This is a genomic window from Dietzia cercidiphylli (assembly GCF_014145145.1).
GTDB classification, from domain to species: Bacteria; Actinomycetota; Actinomycetes; order Mycobacteriales; family Mycobacteriaceae; genus Dietzia; species Dietzia natronolimnaea.
In genome coordinates this window covers 1-3,949 of sequence record NZ_JAALEA010000229.1, presented here as the reverse complement: position 1 = coordinate 3,949, position 3,949 = coordinate 1, and the positions used below count along the sequence as shown (strand labels likewise).

Sequence of the window (3,949 nt, the reverse complement as noted above, 5' to 3'; positions counted from 1 at the left end):
CGCCTCTACGACAAACCCCTGGTCCAAGACGAAGTCGCTCTGCGGAAAGTTATCGTCGAACTTCAGCAGCATGGACCGGTGCTGATGATCGTCGACCAGCCCAACACGATCGGGGCGCTGCCCATCGCGGTGGCCCGTGACTGCGGTTGCGAGGTCGCCTACCTGCCAGGACTTGCGATGCGCAAAGCCGCGGACCTGTACCCAGGTAGGTCGAAAACCGATGCCCGAGATGCGTTCATCATCGCCGACACGGCCCGCACAATGCCGCACACCCTGCGAGCGGTGGACCGCGATAGCGAGGTGCTCTCAGCGCTGAAAATGCTCGCCGGTTTCGACGACGACATCGCTCGGGACTGCACCCGGGCCAAGAACCGGCTGCGCAGTGTCCTGACGCAGATCCACCCGGCATTCGAGCGCGTTCTCGTCGGTGAGATCCTGGCACGAGCCATCGTGTTGGACCTGCTCATCCACTACGGCGGACCCACCAAACTCGCCGCAGCCGGCCGAGGCCGAGTGCTCAAATGGGCCCGCAACAGGTCGAGAAAAGATCCGGTCGAGCTCATCGACCGAATCTTCGCGGCACTGGCCGAACAGACGGTCACCGTGCCCGGCACCGACGCTGCCGAGTTGGTCATCCCGCAGCTCGCCGCGAACATCAAAGCGCTACAGCAACAGCGCGAGACCATCGCTGGCCAGGTCGAGGGGATGCTCGATGAATTCCCTCTTGCCGAGGTCTTGATCTCGATGCCCGGCATCGGCATCAAGACCGCCTCCAACATCCTGCTGGCCGTGGGCGACTGCAGCGACTTCGCCTCCGCCTCACATCTCGCTGCTTACGCCGGTATCGCCCCGGTGACCAGACGAAGCGGCACCTCCATCAAGGGCGAATTCCCTGCTCGTAGTGGCAACAAGCGCCTCAAGAACGCCATGTTCCGCAGCGCCTGGATCGCCAGCAACTGCCATGGCCCCTCTCAGGCCTACTACCAGCGCAAACGCGCCGAAGGAAAGAAGCACAACGCAGCCGTCATGTGCCTTGCACGACGCCGCAGCAACGTCATCTACGCCATGCTGACCAACCGCGAGTTCTACCGCGAGCCGCCAGCACCCAACGACGTAGCCGCGGCGGCCTGAAGCGATCACCAATCATCAGCAAAACGCTTGACAATCCTCATAGGGACACCCCCCCAGAAGCTGATGTTTGCGACCGCGGCCTCGACCGCCCGTGGACCGATGGCGACGGAGCTGTCGCGGACTCGGGCTACCACTTCTACTCGAAGCAGCTCACGGACCAGTGGGACGCGCGGCACGAGACCTGCCCGCGGTCGCCGAGTTCGGGTTGAGGGAGCACAACTGCGACGTAGAACTCCGCGATGTCAAATACACATGGGTCCACATCACTGTGAAGTCCACGGACGATGACGCGGCCGACGGCGTCGTGACCTAGCGCATGAAGCACTACTTCCGAGACGGCGGAACCGCGGCGGTGCACTTCCGGTCGTGCGTGCGGAAGAAGCTCCTCAGCGTCCGTGCGGGGGCTCGCCAGTACGCTCAAGTGGTGCCCCCAGTCGGACTCGAACCGACACTTTGACGGTTTTAAGCCGTCTGCCTCTGCCAATTGGGCTATGGGGGCTTCCCAGCCGCGGCGAGCCGCGGCCAACCGGGCGCGAGCGCCCACGTTCGAACGAGCGACGCTAGCCGACCATACGAGCCAACACCGACATCGCGATCCCGTCCAAGATGTCCTTCTCACTCACCGTGAGCTCGGACAACCCCGCGCGCTCTGCCATCACATCACACAGCGCCTGGACCACAATGGAGCCCCCACCGATCACATCGGCGCGGCCCGGGTGCATTGGGCCCAGACTGCGCCGTTCGGTGACAGACGACGCCACCAGGCGGTCGCACACCTCGCGCATGCGATCCAGCGGGATCACGCTGCCGTGAATCCGCTCGGGGTCGTACTCCCCCAGCCCCTGCGCCAACGCCGACAACGTGGTGAAGGTGCCAGCCACGCCCACCCAGCGGGAGGCAAGGCCGACGGGGACGTCGCCGGCCCCGGCGAGCGCGTCGCCGATCACGGACCGCGCCTCGGCGATCTCAGCGTCAGTGGGCGGATCCGAGTGCAGCACCCGCTCGGTGAGGCGCACACAGCCCACGTCAAGACTGCGGGCCCCGAGGATCTGGACATCGCCGCGGACGACCTCGCCCACCACGATCTCCGTCGACCCACCACCGAGGTCGGTCACCACGAACGGCCCGTCAGTCGGGTCAAGGTCGATCACCCCGCCGGCGAAGGTTAGCTCGGCCTCGGTCTGCCCGGAGATCACCTCGGCCTGCGCGCCCGGGAAGTGCTTGCCGAGCACCTCGGCGGTCATGCCGAAGAACTCGTCCTTGTTACGGGCATCGCGGGTGGCGGAGGTGGCGACCATCCGCACCGACTGCACGCCGAGCTCGGCCATGGTGGCCGCATAGTCAGTGAGCGCGGTGCGGCACCGGGAGATCGCCTCCGTGGAAAGCCTCCCGGTCGCATCGACGCCCTCGCCGAGCCGGATGATCCGCATCTCGCGGGTGACGTCGGTCAGCCCGGGCTGCCCGGGCACTCCCTCGGCGACGAGTAGTCGGATCGAGTTGGTGCCGCAGTCCACAGCGCCCACACGAACAGGCCCTGCCCGGACGGCGCCATCGGGAGCAGTCGCGGTCACTCCTGCTCCTGCGCGTAGTAGTCGGGTACGCCCAGCTCCTCGGGGGTGGGCCAGTCCTCAGGAAGCGCGTTGCCGCGCAGTCCGGCCTCGCAGGCCAGGGCCACGGACTCGTCGCCCAGCCACACCACGCCGGGCCCCTCGGCCAGCGCGTACGCCATCAGCACGTGCAGGCACTTGACCCGCTCGGGCATTCCGCCACCAGAGAAGTCGGTGCCCAGGTCCTCGATCTCGTTGCGCTGGGACAGATACCGCTCATGCGCCTGGGTGTAGTTGAGGGCCATCTCGGGGTCGGAGGTCAACCTCGTCGTCATCCCCCTCATGATCCCCGCCGATTCCTGCCGGCTCGCCTCGGCGGTGAGCCGCGGATCGGTGAGGTAGTACAGCGTCGGGAACGGAGTACCGTCCTCGAGCCGCGGCGCGGTCTTGACCACCCCGGGCCTGCCGTCGGGGCTGCGATAGGACACCTCCAGCACCCCGCGCGGCCGCCGGCCCAGCTGGGCCTCGATCGCCTCGAGATCGTCACTGGACACGCTGTGTTCGGCGCTCACGCTGGGGGGTCCTCCTGTGGTTGGGGTTGAGGGGCGTCGCCGTCCGGGGTCTCGACGCCGAGATTCCCGCGTTGGGGATCGACCGGAACGGCCGGGGTATCGGGGCCGCCGGGGATGCTGGTGCCCTCGAGCACCGACGTACCCCCCGGGAGACTCGAGTTCTCCGGGAAAATGGGATCGGCGGGCACGGAGATGGAGTCCCACACCCGCGTCTGCCACGGCAGCGCCGCCAGCTCGGCCGCCCGCTGCTCGGCCGCCGCCTGCTCCACCGGATCCACCGGGCTCACCCGGTACGGGGTCTCCCCCGGCTTGACCGCGCCGAAGCGGATGCGGGCCTGCTGCTCGATGTACGCCGGATCGGCGAGCAACTGCTCCTCGGCCTCGAGCTCGGCGATCGTGGCCTGCAGCGCGGCCCGCTCCTGCGCCACCGCCTTCTCGTCCGAGAGGAACTGGTAGTGATTGCGCAGGGGGAACGACACCGTCACCAAGAGAATGATGGCGACGACGGCGAGGAGACCGATCCGCCGAGGCGTGTAGTTCCGCGGGCCCAGCACGGTGTCCGAGAGATCGGTCCGCGTGGTGAGCCGGTGGGCCTCCGGATGCGCGGTCAAGCCCACCTTGCCGGAGCGGGCCGAGGCGGGCACCGGCCGGTCCCGCTCCCGGCTCGGCGTGCGCCGCTGGGGCGTCTGCCGGCGGGTG

Annotated in this window: 4 protein-coding genes and 1 tRNA gene; 1 reads left to right on the top strand and 4 read right to left on the bottom strand. The window is 67.8% G+C overall.

Annotated elements, in window-relative coordinates:
• Positions 1 to 1,131: IS110 family RNA-guided transposase (locus G6028_RS08785; RefSeq protein ID WP_182658653.1), on the top strand; the 1,131-nt coding region annotated here is incomplete at its 5' end.
• Between the two features lie 422 nt (positions 1,132 to 1,553).
• On the opposite strand, the gene G6028_RS08780 is transcribed toward G6028_RS08785, so the two are convergent.
• From G6028_RS08780 to G6028_RS08765, 4 genes are all read right to left on the bottom strand, one after another.
• Positions 1,554 to 1,630, bottom strand: a tRNA-Leu gene (locus G6028_RS08780).
• Between the two features lie 61 nt (positions 1,631 to 1,691).
• On the bottom strand, positions 1,692 to 2,702 hold the full coding sequence (locus tag G6028_RS08775; RefSeq protein WP_182658652.1) for a Ppx/GppA family phosphatase: 1,011 nt from the start codon (positions 2,700 to 2,702) through the stop codon (positions 1,692 to 1,694).
• Complete coding sequence (locus tag G6028_RS08770) at positions 2,699 to 3,250, bottom strand: DUF501 domain-containing protein (RefSeq protein ID WP_182658651.1); 552 nt, start codon at positions 3,248 to 3,250, stop codon at positions 2,699 to 2,701. Before G6028_RS08770 ends, G6028_RS08775 begins: the two co-directional genes overlap by 4 nt.
• Positions 3,247 to 3,949 (bottom strand): FtsB family cell division protein (locus G6028_RS08765; RefSeq protein ID WP_182658650.1); only part of this gene is annotated, 703 nt, incomplete at its 5' end. The genes G6028_RS08765 and G6028_RS08770, both read right to left, overlap by 4 nt.